12 protein-coding genes are annotated in these 16,318 nt (G+C 67.4%); 6 read left to right on the top strand and 6 right to left on the bottom strand.

Annotated elements, in window-relative coordinates; all coding sequences use genetic code 11:
* Positions 1 to 21: 21 nt before the first annotated feature.
* Positions 22 to 792, bottom strand: coding sequence for a hypothetical protein (locus ACTJJM_RS13025; RefSeq protein ID WP_440865722.1), 771 nt, complete (start codon positions 790 to 792; stop codon positions 22 to 24).
* A 377-nt stretch (positions 793 to 1,169) separates the two neighbouring features.
* Positions 1,170 to 1,808 carry a response regulator transcription factor gene (locus tag ACTJJM_RS13020; RefSeq protein WP_010487129.1) on the bottom strand — a complete coding sequence of 213 codons (639 nt, stop codon included), beginning with the start codon at positions 1,806 to 1,808 and terminating at the stop codon, positions 1,170 to 1,172.
* Between the two features lie 74 nt (positions 1,809 to 1,882).
* Between ACTJJM_RS13020 and ACTJJM_RS13015 the strand changes: the two genes are divergently transcribed.
* The gene (locus ACTJJM_RS13015; RefSeq protein ID WP_010487128.1) at positions 1,883 to 5,479 is read left to right on the top strand and encodes an ATP-binding protein; all 3,597 of its coding nucleotides are present in this window, start codon (positions 1,883 to 1,885) and stop codon (positions 5,477 to 5,479) included.
* On the opposite strand, the gene ACTJJM_RS13010 is transcribed toward ACTJJM_RS13015, so the two are convergent.
* Both ACTJJM_RS13010 and ACTJJM_RS13005 read right to left on the bottom strand, forming a co-directional pair.
* Positions 5,473 to 5,874 (bottom strand): c-type cytochrome, encoded by a 402-nt coding sequence (locus ACTJJM_RS13010; RefSeq protein WP_019338385.1) that lies wholly within the window; start codon positions 5,872 to 5,874, stop codon positions 5,473 to 5,475. The genes ACTJJM_RS13015 and ACTJJM_RS13010 overlap by 7 nt on opposite strands.
* Positions 5,875 to 5,939: 65 nt before the next feature.
* Positions 5,940 to 7,616: an electron transfer flavoprotein-ubiquinone oxidoreductase gene (locus ACTJJM_RS13005; protein WP_019338386.1), complete on the bottom strand. Its 1,677-nt coding sequence runs from the start codon at positions 7,614 to 7,616 to the stop codon at positions 5,940 to 5,942.
* A gap of 223 nt (positions 7,617 to 7,839) precedes the next feature.
* On the opposite strand from ACTJJM_RS13005, the gene ACTJJM_RS13000 reads away from it, so the two are divergent.
* Positions 7,840 to 9,003 (top strand): acyl-CoA dehydrogenase family protein, encoded by a 1,164-nt coding sequence (locus tag ACTJJM_RS13000; RefSeq protein WP_010487123.1) that lies wholly within the window; start codon positions 7,840 to 7,842, stop codon positions 9,001 to 9,003.
* Between the two features lie 300 nt (positions 9,004 to 9,303).
* Here the strand turns inward: ACTJJM_RS13000 and ACTJJM_RS12995 are convergent, their stop codons facing one another.
* Together ACTJJM_RS12995 and ACTJJM_RS12990 are read right to left on the bottom strand one after the other, a co-directional pair.
* Positions 9,304 to 9,783 (bottom strand): tRNA (cytidine(34)-2'-O)-methyltransferase, encoded by a 480-nt coding sequence (locus ACTJJM_RS12995; RefSeq protein WP_005407625.1) that lies wholly within the window; start codon positions 9,781 to 9,783, stop codon positions 9,304 to 9,306.
* 69 nt (positions 9,784 to 9,852) lie between these two features.
* Positions 9,853 to 10,329, bottom strand: coding sequence for a hypothetical protein (locus ACTJJM_RS12990; RefSeq protein ID WP_440865718.1), 477 nt, complete (start codon positions 10,327 to 10,329; stop codon positions 9,853 to 9,855).
* Between the two features lie 415 nt (positions 10,330 to 10,744).
* Here ACTJJM_RS12990 and ACTJJM_RS12985 point away from each other — a divergent pair, with 415 nt between their 5' ends.
* The 4 genes from ACTJJM_RS12985 to ACTJJM_RS12970 all read left to right on the top strand — a co-directional run bounded on the left by ACTJJM_RS12985 (position 10,745) and on the right by ACTJJM_RS12970 (position 16,264).
* Positions 10,745 to 13,594 (top strand): M16 family metallopeptidase, encoded by a 2,850-nt coding sequence (locus tag ACTJJM_RS12985; RefSeq protein ID WP_440865716.1) that lies wholly within the window; start codon positions 10,745 to 10,747, stop codon positions 13,592 to 13,594.
* A 202-nt stretch (positions 13,595 to 13,796) separates the two neighbouring features.
* Positions 13,797 to 14,114, top strand: a complete 318-nt coding sequence (locus tag ACTJJM_RS12980) for a DUF4156 domain-containing protein (RefSeq protein WP_423165537.1) — start codon at positions 13,797 to 13,799, stop codon at positions 14,112 to 14,114.
* Positions 14,115 to 14,216: 102 nt separating this feature from the next.
* Entirely contained in the window at positions 14,217 to 15,233 is a 1,017-nt protein-coding gene (locus ACTJJM_RS12975) for a 3-oxoacyl-ACP synthase III (RefSeq protein ID WP_010487115.1), read from the top strand.
* 140 nt (positions 15,234 to 15,373) lie between these two features.
* A complete protein-coding gene (locus ACTJJM_RS12970) occupies positions 15,374 to 16,264 on the top strand; it encodes an alpha/beta fold hydrolase (protein WP_049454289.1) in 891 nt (296 codons plus the stop codon).
* Positions 16,265 to 16,318 lie beyond the last annotated feature (54 nt).

Genomic DNA, 16,318 nt, shown 5'->3' with positions numbered 1-16,318 from the left:
ACCCGCGCGTGGCGGGTGCTATCAGGGCGCGACGTACTGCTGGGTCGCGCTGTCGAAGGTGTAGTGCACGGCGTCGCTGGAACCCAGTGCGCGGGTCTTGCCGGGGCCTTCGATGGTGGTGCCCTTGAAGGTCACGGTCAGGCGCGGCAGGCCGTTGCCCTCGGCAGCGAAGGCCAGTTCGCCGTCGCTGCCGGTGCAGGGCATCACGTTGCCTTCGTCGCAGGCCGCGCTGTTGTCCTCACCGGTGCGCACCGAGCCGACATAGCGCCAGACCTTGCTGTCCACGTCGTCTTCGCTGCGCTTGGGGTTGAACAGCAGCAGCGCATAGCCGGTGCTGCTGATGCCGCGGTCGAAGCTGCGGGTCGGCACCGCCAGCAGCAGGCGGCCGTCGGCGGTGCGATGTTCAAGTGGCTTGCGCCGGGTATCGACATCGTCGGCCTTGTCGTACGCGCCCAGTGCGCCGATGGTCCATTCCTGGCCACGGAACTTCCATGGCTTCCTGGCGTCGGTGCCGGCCAGCACGAAGGTGGCCTCGGCGAGGTTGGCGCGGTCATCCGGACCGGCCGGCGTCTGCTCGCCCGGCTTGCCGTAGTGCTCGCGGGTATCCCAGGAGAAACCCGTGTAGTACGTGGTGCCATCGAGGATGAAGGTGTGGCCGAACCAGAAGGTCGCCACGCTGCCGTTCTGGACCTCATAGGAGGTCGCGCCATCGCCGTCCACCTGGTAGGTGAAATACATGACGGTCGGCGCGTCGGGCGGGGTGACGGCGGCATCGGGGGTGGGGGTCTGCATCGGGGCAACATCCTGTCGGGGCGCATTGGCAGCCTGCGCAGGAGCGCCGGGCTGGGAGGACGAGGGGGCCGGATCGGCGGCGCTGCAGGCGGCAGCGGAAAGAGAGACGAGCAGGCACGCCGCGAATGCGCGCAGGGGTCGCACCGGCAGGGTCCAACGTAGCTTGGGGGAATGATGCATGCGCCTCTCCATGGTCAGCGTTGCCGGGCCAGACGGCCGGCAGGAAACCGCACCCCATCCACCAGGGACGGGAGCGAGGACATGAGCCGGTCGATTCCTTCGACCTCGCATTGAGAACTCATGCCGGGCCATCTTGGCACAGATCGGCGGCGGGTCAAAGAGGGCGGTGGCAGATGCCCTTCTTTGTGATCTGGCTCTCAGATATTGCCGTCGCGCAGGTAATCGAACAGCTCGGCGTCGCCCTTCAGGCCCAGTTTGAGCATGGCGTCACCCTTCTGCCGGCTGATGGTGCTGACGCTCTTGTGCAGCTGCAGCGAGATTTCCTTCACGGTCATGCCGGTGCCCAGCAGCCGCAGCACCTCCACTTCGCGTGGCGACAGCGGCTTGCCGTCGCCCTCGCGCATGCGCCAGCTGCCGGCGGCCTCGACCCGCTCGCGCAGGCTTCGGCTGATGTAGGGCTGGCCCCGGTAGACCGACTGGATGGCCTGCGGCAGTTCGTCCATCGACGAACTCTTGTCGACCAGGCCGAGCACGCCGCTGTCGAGCACCATGCGCAGGATCGCCAGATTGTTGGAGACACTGAGCATCAGTACAGGCAGGTCGGGATGGCGCCGGCGGATCATGCCGATCATGGCGAAGCCGTCGGCCTGTGGGCTGCCGGGCATGGAGTAGTCGGTCACCAGCAGGTCGCAGGGCTGGCTGCCAAGCAGGGCCATCAGCGCCTGTGCACTGTCGGCTTCGCCGACCACGCGGCCAACCCCGCTCGATTCGATGACGGCGCGGGTACCGATACGGACCACCGGGTGGTCGTCTGCGATGATGATGCGCAAGCTCATGCTCTAGTATGACCACCGGGCAGGCCGAGCCGCGACCATCGCGGCTCCTGGCAGATTCTAGGAGATCGACGCCGATGCGTAGCTGGGCTGTTCGCGGGCTGGTCCTGCTGCTGGCCGTGCTGGCGTTGCCTGCGGCGCTGGCACAGGCGGTGCCTGGACCGTTGCCGCTCACCCCGCTGCAGCGCGAGTACGTTGCCGCGCATCCGAGCATCGTCGTGGGCCAGTATGACAGTGGCTGGCCGCCGTTCGAGTCCCTCCGTGATGGCCAGCAGGTCGGCCTCGGACCCGATTATCTGTCGCTTCTCGCCCGTCAGCTAGGCATGAAGGTCGAGGCGAGGCGCTATTCCGACTGGACATCCGTGCTGGACGCGGCATGTCGTGGTGAGATCGACGTGGTGATGAATGTCGGTCTCAGTGCCGACCTCACCCGCTGCATGGTCTATACCGCCGCCTATGGCGAGGCGCCGCTGGCCCTGGTGGGACGCCCGGATGACCTGCGTGCCTCCGACATCCCCGACCTGGATGGACTGCGGGTGGTGATCGAGCAGGACTTCCTGACCGGCCCGCAGGTGCGGGCGCGCTTCCCCCGGGCACGACAGCTTGTCGCAAACAGCTCGCTGGCGGCGCTGGAGATGGTCAGAGACGACAAGGCTGACGTTTACATCGGCAATGCGTACGTAGCCACCGAACTGATCGCCCGCGAGGACCTGCAGGGGGTCGTGCTGCTGCGCCCCAGCGATCTGCCGCCCGAACGGCTGCACTTCGGCATTCCCAACAGCAAGCAGCCGCTGGCCGAAGCGTTGGACCTGGCGCTGGCCGCGACCAGCCAGGCCCAGCGCGATGCGCTGGTGCAGCGCTGGCTGCCACCTCCGCGGTGGTCGGCATCGGCACAGCTGGCGCTGAGCCAGGCCGAGAAGCGGGTACTGGAGCAGCCGTTGAAGATCGGCTTCGCGCCGAACGCGGCGCCGCTGTCGTTCGCGGACCAGGATGGCAGACCCAGCGGCCTGGCCAGCGAATACCTGCGGCGTTTGCTGCAGGCCGGCGCCAACCTGCAGGTGGAAAACAGCCATGACTGGTACGAGGTGCGCGAGAAGGCACGCCGCGGCGAGCTGCAGGCGGTAATGGGCATTCCTGCCGATTCGCGCTACCTGGGCCCGGACTGGGTGTTCAGCCAGCCCTTCATCAGCGTGCCGAACGTGATCGTCAGCCAGCGTGACAGCCCGGCGCTGCTGGGCCTGTCCGACCTGCAGGGCAGGCGGGTGCTGCTGTCCGATCCGGAGCGTGTGCGTGGCTATGTGCTGCAGCAGGCACCGCAGGCCCGGATCATCGCGGCGCGCAGCGCGGAACAGGCCCTGCAGCGCCTGATCAATGGCGACGCCGATGCCTATGTAGGCAATCTGGCCGTGGTTGACCATCTGCTGCGCAGCCGCTTCCCGGGGCGCCTGCAGGTGGCCGCACCGGCTGGCTTCAACGATCAGCTGGTGCTGGCTGTCGAGCGCCGCCATGCCGCCCTGGCCACTACTTTCGACCGCCTGCTGCTGCAGATGACCCCACGCCAGCGCGAGGCCCTGCGCGGCGACTGGCTGGCCGTCGAATATCGCAACGGGCTCGACTGGACCCGCGTGGCGCGCTGGGGCGTGCCGCTGCTGCTGGTGCTGCTCACTGCGCTGCTGGTGCACGCCATCGGGCATTGGCGGCTGCGCCGCGAGGTGGCCGGGCGACGTCATCTGGAACAGCGCCTGGCCGAAGTCACCGACAACCTGCCCGCCGTGGTCTATCAGGCGCGCCGTGCGGCAGACGGAACCCTCAGCTTCCCGTTCATTGCCGGTGACCTGCAGGCGTTGTTCGGAATCAGCCGGCAGCAGGCCGAACAGGATGCAACGTGCCTGCTGGAGCGCATCGAGGAAGACGACCGCGAGCACATCCTGCATGCGGTCGAGCAGGCGGCGCGCCAGTTCGCACCGCTCATTCTGGAATTCCGGCTGCGACCTGAAGGTGCCGGCGCGCGCTGGGTGCGCAGCCAGGCCCATCCCTATGCGGCCGAAGCAGGTGCGGTGACCTGGAGTGGTTACTGGGTGGATGTCAGCGAGGCGCGTGCGCAGGCCGAGGCCCTGACTGCGGCCAAGGCCGACGCCGAACAGGCCGCGGAAGCGAAGTCGCGTTTCCTGGCAACCATGAGCCATGAGATCCGCACGCCGATGAGTGGCGTGCTGGGCATGCTGGAGGTGCTGGCGCATTCGCCGCTGGATGCCGAGCAGCAGCGCATCCTGGGGGTGATCGAGGATTCGGCGCAGATGCTACGGCAGATCCTCGACGACATCCTCGATTACTCGCGGCTGGAGGCCGGCGCGCTGCGCCTGGAACCGGTGCCGCAGCCGCTGCGGCCATTGCTGGAAAGCGTGTGCCGGTTGTTGTCGGCGCAGGCCAGTGCGCGTGAGCTGGACCTGCACGTGCAGATCGACCCGCAGCTGGCGGCCGCGCACGAAGTGGATGGTGTGCGCCTGCGTCAGATCGTGTTCAACCTGCTCAGCAACGCCATCAAGTTCACCGTGCGCGGCGAAGTGCGGCTGCAGCTGGAAGTGCTGGGGCCGACCGCCGAGGACGGCAGCCAGCCGCTGTGCCTGAGCGTCACCGACACCGGCATCGGCATCGCACCGGAAAAGCTGCAGCACCTGTTTGCGCCGTTCACCCAGGCCGGTGCGTATATCCAGCGCGACCATGGTGGTACCGGCCTGGGCCTGAGCATCTGCCAGCGCCTGGTGCAGATGATGGATGGCGAGCTGGAGCTGCACAGCACGCTGGGTGAGGGCACCCGCGCCGAGGTGCGGCTGTCGCTGGTGGAAGCCAGCAGTGGTGATGTTGAAGCGTTGGTCGCTGAGCAGGAACAAGCGGCGCTGCTGCCGCCGGCGCTGCGCGAGGCACGCGTGCTGGTGATCGAAGATCATCCGACCAACCAGGCGATGATGGCCTGGCGCCTGCAGCAACTGGGCGTGCCGCATGTGCTGGTCGGCGATGGCCAGCAGGGGCTGGATCGGTTGGCGTCGGAGTCGTTCGATCTGGTCATCACCGATTGCCGGATGCCGGTGCTGGATGGCTTCGCATTCACCCGCCTGCTGCGCGAACGCGAGGGCCGCAACGGCCAGCCGCGGCTGACCGTATTGGCGCTGACCGCCAGTGTGCTGGACGACGATGCGCGTCGTTGCCGTGAGGCCGGCATGGACGAAGTGCTGGCCAAGCCGTTGTCACTGGCCACGCTGCGTACCGCGCTGCTGCGCTGGTTGCCGCAGGCGCAGGGACAGTCGTTTGAGGAGCTGGCCGAGTCCGTTGCCGACGATGGTGGGACGCTGCCCGATCTGGACAGCCTGCAGCGGCGCTTCGGCTCGCGCGCGGTGGCCGAGCAGCTGCGCGACAGCCTGTTGCAGGCCAGCGAAGGTGATCTGGCGGGCGTACGGCGCGCCGTGCAGGCCGGTGACCGCATGTCTGCCGCACTGCACCTGCATCGCCAGGCCGGTGGATTGGGTGCGGTGGGGGCGACGGTGCTGGCCGGGCAGGCCAATGCCCTGGTCGAGCGCCTGCAGGACGCAGCCGAGACCGATCCGGAGCCGTTGTTCGAGGCGGTGGCGGGGTTCGTCGCGCGGCTGCAGCAGCAACTGCAGCGCCTGGCTCACTGAGCCGGCTGCTGCTGCAGGTAGGCGATCACCAGCGCGCGGCGTTCGGCGCTGGGGAAAGCGTTGTACATGCGTGTGCCGGGCACCACGTGGGTGGGCGACTGCAGGAACGCATCCAAGGTCTGCGCGGTCCAAGTGATGTCGGCGCGGCGCATGCCCTCGGAGTAGCCGTAGTCGGGCAGGCTGCCGGCGCGACGACCGATCACCCCGTGCAGGTTCGGCCCGAAGCGGTGGATGCCGCCGGGCTGTACGGTGTGGCAGCCGGCACACAGTTCAAACGCGCGCTGCATGGCCTGCTGGTGCGCCTGTTCCGGCGTGGCCGGAGCCGCAGGCGGGCGCTGGCAGGCCGTGGCCGCCAGGGCCACGACAACGGTGATGGGCAGGCAGAAAGCGCGCATGGGCGGGCAGGATAGCGACGCTGCGGGGCAGGCGGGCTGCGACACGCCGTCGCAGCCCGGAGCACTCACATGCCCGAATAGTTCGGGCCGCCGCCGCCCTGCGGGGTCACCCAGACGATGTTCTGGGTGGGGTCCTTGATGTCGCAGGTCTTGCAGTGCACGCAGTTCTGCGCGTTGATCTGCAGCCGCGCGCTGTCGGCTTCGCCGACGAACTCGTACACGCCGGCCGGGCAGTAGCGCGCTTCCGGACCGGCGTACTCGGCCAGGTTCACCTTCACCGGAATGCTCGGATCCTTCAGCGTCAGGTGGCTGGGCTGGTTCTCGTCGTGGTTGGTGCTGCTCAGGAACACCGAGCTGAGACGATCGAAGGTCAGCACGCCATCGGGCTTGGGGTAGGCGATGCGGGTGTGCTTGGACGCCGGTTCCAGGCAGACATGATCCGGCTGGGTGCGGTGCAGCGTCCACGGCGGATTGCGCACGCCCAGCTTGGGCAGCAGCCACTGCTCCACGCCGGTCATCAGCGTGGCCACGGTCTGGCCCTTCTTGAACCACTGCTTGAAGTTCTTGGCCTGCTGCAGTTCGGTGAACAGCCAGCTGGCTTCGAATGCCTTCGGGTAGGCGCTCAGTTCATCGTGCTGGCGGTCGGCGGCCAGCGCGTCGAACGCGGCGTCGGCGCACAGCATGCCGGTCTTGATCGCCGCGTGGCTGCCCTTGATGCGGCTGGCGTTGAGGTAGCCGGCCTCGCAGCCGACCAGTGCGCCACCCGGGAACACCGTCTTCGGCAGCGACAGCAGGCCACCGGCGGTGATCGCACGCGCGCCGTAACCGATGCGGGTGCCACCCTCCAGGTGCTTGCGGATGGACGGATGTGTCTTGAAGCGCTGGAATTCCTCGAACGGGCTCAGCCACGGATTCTTGTAGTCCAGGCCGACCACGTAGCCGATGGCGACCTTGCCGCCGTCGGCGTGGTACAGGAACGCACCGCCGTAGGTATCGCTGTCCAGCGGCCAGCCGGCGGCATGCACCACCAGGCCCGGCTCATGCTTGGCCGGGTCGATCTGCCACAGCTCCTTGATGCCGATGCCGTAGGCCTGCGGGTCCTTGCCTTCGTCCAGCGTGTAGCGGGCAATCAGCTGGCGGCCGAGGTGGCCGCGCGCGCCTTCGGCGAAGATCGTGTACTTCGCCTGCAGCGCCATGCCGCGTTCGAAAGCCGGGCCGATGCTGCCGTCCTTCTCGATGCCCATGTCGCCGGTGGCCACGCCGATCACTTCACCGTTGTCGCCGTACAGCACTTCGGCGGCGGCGAAGCCGGGGAAGATGGCCACTTCCAGCGCCTCGGCCTGCTGTGCCAGCCAACGGGTCACTTCACCCAGGCTGATGATGTAGTTGCCTTCGTTGTGGAAGCACTCCGGCAGCAGCGCGTTGGGCGTGCTGCGTGCGCCGGTTTCGCTGAGGAACAGGAATTCGTCGCGGGTGACCTTCTGCTTCAGCGGTGCGCCGCGCTCGGCCCAGTCCGGGAACAGTTCGGTCAGCGCGCGCGGGTCCATCACCGCACCGGACAGCACGTGGGCGCCTGGTTCGGAGCCCTTTTCCAGCACGCACACCGACAGCTCGCGGCCGGCTTCGATCGCGCGCTGGCGCAGGCGGATCGCGGTGGCCAGGCCGGCGGGGCCGGCGCCGACGATCACCACGTCGAACTCCATTACTTCACGCGGGGGCAGGGCGTTGGCTTCAGCGCTCATCGATTGCATGACTCGTGGGTAGGGCCGGCATCGGGGCCACCGGCGGTGCCTGGGAATCGCGCGTGCGGCCACGGGCGAAACGGTTGTTTGAATGTGTCAGGGTACCGGGACGCGCGTGATCGAGCTAGATAGACGCCGTTCACCGCACGATTGCTGCAGCGCAGCGTAATGTCCCGGCCCCGAATGACCGACAATGGCCCGGTCCTGACTGCGTGTGAGTGCCATGGCTTTGCATCCGTACGATCTGTTCGATGTCCGTTCCCTGCTCAACGAGGAAGAGCGCGCAGTGCAGGAGAGCGTGGCCCGCTTCACCAACGAGCGCGTGCTGCCGATCATCGGCGATGCCTTCGACCAGGCCCGCTTCCCCGATGAACTGGTGCCGGAGATCGCTGCGCTGGGCCTGCTCGGCGCGACCCTGCCGGCGCAGTACGGCGGTGGCGACCTCGGTGCGGTCAGCTACGGCCTGATCTGCCAGGAGCTGGAGCGCGGCGATTCCGGCCTGCGCAGCTTCGTGTCGGTGCAGAGCTCGCTGTGCATGTACCCGATCTACGCCTATGGCAGCGAGGAACAGCGCCAGCAGTGGCTGCCGGCGATGGCACGCGGCGAACTGATCGGCTGTTTCGGCCTGACTGAAGCGCACGGCGGTTCCGATCCGGCCAGCATGAAGACCCGTGCGGTGCGCGACGGCAATGACTGGCGCATCAGCGGCAGCAAGATGTGGATCACCAGCGGCCCGGTGGCCGACCTGGCCATCGTCTGGGCGCAGACCGAGGACGGCATCCAGGGCTTCGTGCTGGAGAAGGGCATGGCCGGCTTCACCACGCAGGAAATCAAGCACAAGATGAGCCTGCGCGCGTCGTTGACCGGTGCGCTGTTCTTCGACGACGTGCGCGTGCCCGACAGCCACCGCCTGCCGAACGTGAAGGGCCTGAAGGGACCGCTGGGTTGCCTGACCCAGGCCCGTTACGGCATCAGCTGGGGCCCGATCGGCGCGGCGATTGCCTGCCTGGATGAAGCGCTGGGCTACGCCAAGGAACGCGTGCTGTTCGGCCGCCCGCTGGCGGCCACGCAGAGCGCGCAGATCAAGCTGGCCGAAATGGCCCGCCGCATCACCACCGCGCAGCTGCTGGCGCTGCAGCTGGGCCGCCTGAAGGAAGCCGGCCAGCTGCAGCCGCAGCAGGTCAGCCTGGCCAAGTGGAACAACTGCCGCATGGCCATCGACATCGCCCGCGAGTGTCGCGATCTGCTGGGCGGGGCGGGCATCACCACCGAGCATGTGGCGATCCGGCACGCGCTGAACCTCGAATCGGTGATCACCTATGAAGGCACCGAGACCGTGCACCAGCTGGTGATCGGGCGCGAACTGACCGGCATCAACGCGTTCTGAAACCTGGTTCCGGTGGGTGCCAACCTTGGTTGGCACACCTCTCCGGAAGTTTCTGCAGGCCCCTGGACCTGCTTTTGGTAGGTGCCAACCTTGGTTGGCACATTCCTTCAGCGCGCGACCGGGCGTCGGTGCGGACCAAGGTCCGCACCCACCAGAAGGAGCCCACAGCCACCGGAAGTTCTCAGCAGTCCCCTGGACCTGCCTTTGGTGGGTGCCAACCTTGGTTGGCACATTCCTTCAGCGCGCGGCCAAACATCTGTGCGGACCAAGGTCCGCACCCACCACAAGCGGTCTGCGGCGTTACGCCCCGCCGGCAAACCCGTGCTGGCGCCAGGCCTCGTACATCACCACGGCAACGGTGTTGGACAGGTTGAGGCTGCGGTTGTCCGGCCGCATCGGCAGGCGCAGGCGGCGGCCATCGGGCAGGGCATCGAGCACGTCCTGCGGCAGGCCGCGGCTTTCGGGGCCGAACAGGAATGCATCACCGTCTTCAAAGGCCACGCTGTCATAGCGGACGCTGGCACGCGTACTCAGGGCGAACAACCGCTTCGGTGCTATCCGCGCCAGCGCGGTATCCAGGTCGGGGTGCACCTGCAGGCGTGAATACTCGTGGTAGTCCAGCCCGGCGCGCTTGAGCTGCTTGTCTTCCAGTGCGAAGCCGAGCGGCTCGACCAGGTGCAGCTGCGCGCCGGTGTTGGCACAGAGCCGGATCACATTGCCCGTGTTGGGCGGGATTTCCGGTTGGAACAGGATCACGTGGAACTGGGGCGCGGCATTCATCGGCGCAGTGTACCTGCGACGGCGGCCGCCTTTACGGCGCACGCCCTGCGCTGGGCAGGGCGGCACCGCTTACGGGCGCAGCAGGACCTGGGCGGTTTCGGTGGCCAGGGCCTGCAGGTCGGCGGCGCTCGGACGCACCTGCAGGGCCGGCAGGTTGACGATGACCGAGTGGGCAACGTTGGTGGCGGCGGCGGCCAGGGTGGCGGCGTAGCGCTGGGCTTCCAGTTCGGCGGCCAGGGCGACGCGCTGTTCCAGGCTCGGGCGCACTTCCACCGAGGCCAGGGTGGTGATCGGCATCGCGGCCGCAACCGGGGCGGCGACGTAGCCGCTGCGCTCGGCCAGCTGGTCGGCGCTCGGGCGCACTTCCACGGTGGCCAGGGTCGGGATGCCGCTGGCCTGTTCCCAGGCCTGCTGGGCCAGCTGGTCGGCGGCCGGGCGGACCTGCACGGTGGACAGCGTCTTGATGGATTCGGAGGCCTGCACCGACGAAACAACCGCGGTGCCGGCGATCAGGGCGATGGCGATGGCAATGGTCTTGACGTTCATGACGGGGCCTGTTTAGTGTTGGTGATCAGTGGTGTGGTAGTAAGGTAGTACACCGATTCTGGGCGTGCAAGGAAAATTTTCGATTTCCTGCATCTGTTCAGTCTTCAGTCAGCTTTCGTCTGAAGCCCTTCCTGGCGCAGGAAGTACCAAGCAATCCCCGTGCCAACTTTTAGTTGTTGATTTACAAGGGGTTTTTTTGCGCCGGAAAGTGTCCGGTGGGCGGACACCTGTCCATTCGATGTGCCGCGGACACTGTCCGGACGTTCCTGGCGGGCGCATGTGACGGGTCAGGCAGGGCAGATCGGCGCCGCGGATGGGGCACAGGGGCAAACACCCCCAGTGACTGCTGGCCGATTCCTGCCGCTGCGTGCGCAGGCTAGGATCGGGGTTCACCTATGTGACCAAGGATCCGGATATGTCTCTCGCCCTTCGCCCGCGCGCTGCACTGCTGGCCGTCGCCCTCAGCACCGCCCTGGGCACGCTTGTGCCTTCCCATGCGCTGGCGGCCAAGCCGGCCGCACCGGCGAAGGTCGATATCCCGTATGAGCAGTTCACCCTGCCCAACGGCCTGCGCGTGATCGTGCATACCGATCGCAAGGCGCCGATCGTCGCGGTCAATGTCTGGTACCACGTGGGCAGCAAGGACGAGCCGGCGGGCCGTACCGGCTTCGCGCACCTGTTTGAACACCTGATGTTCCAGGGCAGCGAAAACCACGACGGCGAATTCTTCGAACCGTTCAAGCAGGTCGGTGCCACCAACCAGAACGGCACCACCAATACCGACCGCACCAACTACTTCGAGAACGTGCCCACCACCGCGCTGGACATGGCGCTGTGGATGGAATCGGACCGCATGGGCCATCTGGTCGGTGCGATCGACCAGGCGGCGCTGGACGAGCAGCGTGGCGTGGTGCAGAACGAGAAGCGCCAGGGCGAGAACCAGCCCTACGGCCAGGCCTGGGACCAGCTCAACAAGGCGCTGTACCCGGTTGGCCACCCGTACCACCACGGCGTGATCGGTTCGATGAACGATCTGAACGCGGCGTCGCTGGATGACGTGAAGACCTGGTTCCGCACCTGGTACGGCCCGAACAACGCGGTGCTGGTGCTGGCCGGCGACATCGACCTGGCCACCGCCAAGGAAAAGGTCGGCAAGTACTTCGGCGCCATCCCGGCCGGCCCGACCATGGCGCAGCCGGCAGTGAACGTGGCCAAGCGCAGCGCCGACACGCGCGAGACGATGACGGACAAGGTGCCGCAGGCGCGCATCTACCGCGCCTGGAACGTGCCGCAGGTCGGCACCACCGATGTCGATCAGCTGCAACTGTTCGCGCAGGTCCTGGGCGGTGCCAAGTCCTCGCGCCTGAGCCAGCGCCTGCAGCACCAGGACAAGCTGGTGGACAGCATCGCGTCGGGCCTGTCGACGTCGCAGCTGGGTTCGAACTTCGTGATCATGGCGACGGTCAAGCAGGGCCAGGACCCGGCCAAGGTCGAGAAGATCATCGACGAGGAACTGGATCGGCTGATCAAGCAGGGCCCGACCGCGGCCGAGCTGGAGCGCGCCAAGACCGGTGCCCGCGCCGGTTTCATCCGCGGCATCGAGCGCATTGGTGGCTTCGGCGGCAAGGCCGACGCACTGGCCGAGTGCGCGGTGTTCACCGGCGACCCGGGCTGCTTCCGCACCTCGCTGGCCAACATCGAGAAGGCCAGTGCTGCTGATCTGAGCCGGCTGGGCGCGCAGTGGCTGGACACGGGCAGCCACACCCTGGTGATCGCACCGGGTGAGCGCGTGGCGCTGAAGGAAGACCCGAGCCAGGCGCCGAAGCCGTTCAACGTGCCGGCGGTGGACCCCAAGTACAGCACCCTGCCCGAGCAGGTCGACCGCAAGGCCGGCGTGCCGCAGACCCGCGAGTTCCCGCAGCTGAAGTTCCCGGCGCTGCAGCGCGCCACGCTGAAGAACGGCACCCAGGTGATCCTGGCCGAGCGCCACGAGATTCCGGTGGTGCAGTTCAGCTACCAGTTCCCGGGCGGCTTCAGCGCCGACCAGGGCCGCAAGCCGGGCACCGCCAACTTCACCATGAGCCTGATGACCGAAGGCGCCGGCAAGCTCGGCTCACTGGCCTTCGCCGATGCCGCCGACGCACTGGGTGCCAGCCTGAATGCCTCGGCCGGCCTGGATTCGATGAGCGTGGACCTGTCGGCGCTGAAGGAAAATCTGGCACCGTCGCTGGCGCTGTACCGCGACCTGCTGCGTGAGCCGCGCTTCGAGCAGGGCGAGATCGACCGGGTCAAGGCGAGCTGGATCGCCGGCATCCAGCAGGAGAAGGTCAACCCGGGTGCGGTGGCGATGCGCGTGCTGCCGCCGCTGCTGTACGGCAAGGGCCACCCGTATGCCATTCCGTTCACCGGCAGCGGTGACGAAGCGGCGATCAATGGCCTGACCCGCGAAGACCTGGTCGACTTCCACCACGACTGGCTGCGCCCGCAGAACGGCACCCTGATCGTGGTCGGTGACACCACCTTGGCCGAGATCGTGCCGCTGCTGGACAAGCAGCTGGGCGACTGGAAGGCCAGTGGCGACGCCCCGCAGGTGAAGGCGGCCACCGACGTAGCGCTGCCGAAGGGCCCGCGCGTGTTCCTGATCGACCAGCCGGGCGCGGTGCAGGCCAACCTGTTCGCCGGCCAGGTGGTGGCGCCTTCGAGCGCTGCCAGCTCGACCCGCTTCGACATCGCCAACGGCGTCATCGGCGGTGACTTCACCTCGCGCCTGAACATGAACCTGCGTGAAGACAAGCACTGGTCGTACGGTGCACGCAGCAGCGCGGTCAACTCGGTGGGCCAGCGTCCGTGGATGGCCAGCGCGCCGGTGCAGATCGACAAGACCGGTCCGGCGATGGCGGAAATGCGCAAGGAAATCGCCGCGTTCGCCGATGGCAGCAAGCCGGCCACCGCCGACGAGGTGAACCGCATCCGCAACATCCAGACGCTGAGCCTGCCCGGTGCCTACGAGACCGCCAGCGCGGTGGCGTCGACCATCGGTTCGATCGTGCAGTTCAAGCGCCCGGACGACTACGTGCTGCGCCGCAAGGCCGAGATCGAGGCGATGACCCCGGCGCAGGTGCAGCAGGCCGCTGCCGAGATCAAGCCGCAGGCCCTGACCTGGGTGGTGGTGGGTGACCTCAAGCAGACCGAAGCGGCCGTGCGTGCGCTGAACCTGGGCGAGGTGACGGTGATCGATGCCGAAGGCAACCCGGTCAAGAAGTAAGGGATGTGCCTGCCCGCCTCGGCGGGCAGGCCTCCTGTGGTAGCGCCGGGCCATGCCCGGCGGTTTTTCGGCGGCCAGCGAGGCCGCGCTGCGCGCTCGCCGGGCATGGCCCGGCGCTACCGGGGGATCCGACCCCACCCCCGGCTACCCCCGATTCAGGCTGTTCAGGCAGAATCCCCCCATACCCTTCCAGGATCTGCCCATGCGCGTTCTGCTGCTTTCCTCCCTGCTGCTCACCGTCACCGCCTGTACCTGGGTGCCGATCGAACCGGCCGGCAAGGCGACCCACGTGCTGCCGGCAGGCCCGGTTCCCGCCGGCTGCATCGCCAAGGGCGAGGTGGTGGTGACCGTGAAGAGCAAGGTCGGCTTCTACAACCGCAACCCGCTGCGGGTGCAGGAAGAGCTGGAAACCCTGGCCCGCAACGAGGCCCCGAGCGCCGGCGCCAATGCCGTGCAGGCCGCTGCGGCCCCGGCCGATGGCAGCCAGCGCTTCGCCGCCTTCCAGTGCCCGCCGCGCTGAACGCTTCACCATACGGGCAAGGCTGAATTCGTAAAGATGCGGTGAAAGCCCGGGGGTTATAGAATAGCGCCCCCTTTTGCCTGAGCCTTGGCGCTAACCTCGATGCTCTTCAAGAATGTCTCGATCGCCGGCCTGGCACACGTCGACGCGCCGCATACGCTGACGACCAAGGAAATCAACGAACGCCTGCAGCCGACGTTGGATCGCCTCGGTATCCGCACCGACGTGCTCGGCGATATCGCCGGCATCCATGCCCGCCGCCTGTGGGACAACGGCGTGCTGGCGTCGGACGCCGCCACCATGGCCGGCCGCAAGGCACTGGAAGACGCGGGCATCACCGCGACCCAGGTCGGCCTGCTGGTCAACACCTCGGTCAGCCGTGACTACCTGGAGCCGTCCACGGCCTCCATCGTGTCCGGCAACCTCGGCGTCAGCGACGAATGCATGACCTTCGACGTCGCCAATGCCTGCCTGGCCTTCATCAACGGCATGGATATCGCGGCGCGCATGATCGAGCGCGGTGATATCGACTACGCGCTGGTGGTGGATGGCGAGACCGCCAACCTGGTGTACGAGAAGACCCTGGAGCGCATGACCGCCCCGGACGTCACCGCTGACGATTTCCGCAACGAGCTGGCGGCGCTGACCACCGGTTCGGGTGCTGCGGCCATGGTGATGGCGCGCTCGGAACTGGTGCCGGACGCCCCGCGCTACAAGGGCGGCGTGACCCGCTCGGCCACCGAGTGGAACCAGCTGTGCCTGGGCAACCTGGACCGCATGGTCACCGATACCCGCCTGCTGCTGATCGAAGGCATCAAGCTGGCGCAGAAGACCTTCAGCGCCGCCAAGATTGCACTCGGCTGGGCCGTGGAAGAGCTGGACCAGTTCGTGATCCACCAGGTCAGCCAGCCGCACACTGCCGCGTTCATCAAGAACTTCGGCATCGACCCGAAGAAGGTCATGACCATCTTCGGCGAGCACGGCAACATCGGCCCGGCCTCGGTGCCGATCGTGCTGAGCAAGCTCAAGCAGCTGGGCAAGCTGAAGAAGGGCGATCGCATCGCGCTTCTGGGCATTGGTTCCGGCCTGAACTGTTCGATGGCTGAAGTGGTCTGGTAAGCAGCCCGCTGCCCGACCTCCTGTAGAGCCGAGCCATACTCGGCTCACGCGCGCAGCGCGGCTCTTCCGCAGCGGACCGGAGAGCAGCCGAGCATCGGCTCGGCTCTACACCGCGCCGCGATTCTCCTTAGGTGCTCCGCATGCGCGATCTCCCCGGTTACCCCGCCCACCCGCAGCGCTTCGAAGTGCGCCCTGGCCTGTCGATGAACTATCTCGACGAAGGCCCGCGCGACGGCGAGGTGGTGGTGATGGTGCACGGCAACCCGTCGTGGAGCTATTACTGGCGCACGCTGGTGGCTGGCCTGTCGGACACGTACCGCTGCATCGTGCCGGACCACATCGGCATGGGCCTGTCGGACAAGCCGGACGACAGCCGCTACGAATACACGCTGCAGTCGCGCGTGGACGATCTCGATGCACTGCTGAAGCACCTGGGCATCACCGGCCCGGTGACCCTGGCCGTGCACGACTGGGGCGGCATGATCGGCTTCGGCTGGGCGCTGTCGCACCACGACCAGGTGAAGCGCCTGGTGGTGCTCAACACCGCCGCCTTCCCGATGCCGGCCGCGAAGAAGATGCCGTGGCAGATCGCGCTGGGCCGCCACTGGAAGATCGGCGAGTGGATCATCCGCAGTTTCAACGCATTCTCGTCCGGCGCCTCGTGGCTGGGCGTGGAGCGGAAGATGCCGGCCGACGTGCGCCGCGCCTACGTGTCGCCGTACAACAGCTACGCCAACCGCATCAGCACCATCCGCTTCATGCAGGACATCCCGCTGTCGCCGGCCGACAAGGCGTGGTCGCTGCTGGAGCGTGCCGGCAAGGCGCTGCCGTCGTTCGCCGACCGCCCCGCCTTCCTCGGCTGGGGCCTGCGCGACTTCGTGTTCGACCACCACTTCCTGAAGGGTTTCCAGGCCGCGCTGCCGAAGGCCCAGGTGCATGCCTTCGAGGATGCCGGGCATTACGTGCTGGAAGACAAGCACGAGGTGCTGGTGCCGGAGATCCGCGCGTTCCTGGACAAGAACCCGATCTGAGAGGTGTGCCGACCAACGGTCGGCACCCACACGTGGAAGGTATGGGTGGGTGCC

The organism is Stenotrophomonas sp. 22692, from assembly GCF_052045015.1.
GTDB lineage: Bacteria > Pseudomonadota > Gammaproteobacteria > Xanthomonadales > Xanthomonadaceae > Stenotrophomonas > Stenotrophomonas geniculata.
The sequence above is the reverse complement of the archived record's forward strand: the minus strand, read 5'-3'. Positions and strand labels throughout refer to the sequence as shown.

What these genes read in the sequence shown, in the direction of transcription:
- ACTJJM_RS13025 (WP_440865722.1), bottom strand. Translation starts at nt 792, where the DNA reads ATGCAGACCCCCACCCCCGATGCCGCCGTCACCCCGCCCGACGCGCCG.
- ACTJJM_RS13020 (WP_010487129.1), bottom strand. Translation starts at nt 1,808, where the DNA reads ATGAGCTTGCGCATCATCATCGCAGACGACCACCCGGTGGTCCGTATC.
- ACTJJM_RS13015 (WP_010487128.1), top strand. Translation starts at nt 1,883, where the DNA reads ATGCGTAGCTGGGCTGTTCGCGGGCTGGTCCTGCTGCTGGCCGTGCTG.
- ACTJJM_RS13010 (WP_019338385.1), bottom strand. Translation starts at nt 5,874, where the DNA reads ATGCGCGCTTTCTGCCTGCCCATCACCGTTGTCGTGGCCCTGGCGGCC.
- ACTJJM_RS13005 (WP_019338386.1), bottom strand. Translation starts at nt 7,616, where the DNA reads ATGAGCGCTGAAGCCAACGCCCTGCCCCCGCGTGAAGTAATGGAGTTC.
- ACTJJM_RS13000 (WP_010487123.1), top strand. Translation starts at nt 7,840, where the DNA reads ATGGCTTTGCATCCGTACGATCTGTTCGATGTCCGTTCCCTGCTCAAC.
- ACTJJM_RS12995 (WP_005407625.1), bottom strand. Translation starts at nt 9,783, where the DNA reads ATGAATGCCGCGCCCCAGTTCCACGTGATCCTGTTCCAACCGGAAATC.
- ACTJJM_RS12990 (WP_440865718.1), bottom strand. Translation starts at nt 10,329, where the DNA reads ATGAACGTCAAGACCATTGCCATCGCCATCGCCCTGATCGCCGGCACC.
- ACTJJM_RS12985 (WP_440865716.1), top strand. Translation starts at nt 10,745, where the DNA reads ATGTCTCTCGCCCTTCGCCCGCGCGCTGCACTGCTGGCCGTCGCCCTC.
- ACTJJM_RS12980 (WP_423165537.1), top strand. Translation starts at nt 13,797, where the DNA reads ATGCGCGTTCTGCTGCTTTCCTCCCTGCTGCTCACCGTCACCGCCTGT.
- ACTJJM_RS12975 (WP_010487115.1), top strand. Translation starts at nt 14,217, where the DNA reads ATGCTCTTCAAGAATGTCTCGATCGCCGGCCTGGCACACGTCGACGCG.
- ACTJJM_RS12970 (WP_049454289.1), top strand. Translation starts at nt 15,374, where the DNA reads ATGCGCGATCTCCCCGGTTACCCCGCCCACCCGCAGCGCTTCGAAGTG.